This is a genomic window from Shinella sp. M31 (assembly GCF_049199205.1).
Lineage (GTDB): Bacteria > Pseudomonadota > Alphaproteobacteria > Rhizobiales > Rhizobiaceae > Shinella.
This window is the reverse complement of sequence record NZ_JBLZPH010000207.1, coordinates 1-367: the sequence shown is the minus strand read 5'-3', so window position 1 is coordinate 367 and position 367 is coordinate 1. Positions and strand designations below refer to the sequence as shown.

The window sequence follows — 367 nt, the reverse complement described above, 5'->3', positions numbered from 1 at the left end:
AGACGCCCACCGCACGCGCCCTTCGTCTATCGGTTAGGACGCCAGGTTTTCATCCTGGAAAGAGGGGTTCGACTCCCCTAGGGCGTGCCACGGCCTTCTCCCCGAACCACCTGATTCGTATGTTTTCGCCGCCCACGGCATCGCCCGGTTTTTCGCACGAAAAAACTGAAAAATCCTGTATTTAAGGCTTGCGCGAATCCATCCGCCCGACTAGATAACGCCCACCGCACGCGCCCTTCGTCTATCGGTTAGGACGCCAGGTTTTCATCCTGGAAAGAGGGGTTCGACTCCCCTAGGGCGTGCCACGGTTCCCTCTCCTTCATCGTCGAAATCGCCCCGCTCAGAACGCCTTCGCCGCGTCCAGCAT

General features: G+C 59.1%; 2 tRNA genes. Both read left to right on the top strand.

Annotated features, from left to right (window positions below):
• The first annotated feature begins 15 nt into the window (after positions 1-15).
• Positions 16-90 (top strand) — tRNA-Glu (locus tag ACOZKU_RS27840).
• 140 nt (positions 91-230) lie between these two features.
• Positions 231-305 (top strand) — tRNA-Glu (locus tag ACOZKU_RS27835).
• Positions 306-367: the final 62 nt, after the last annotated feature.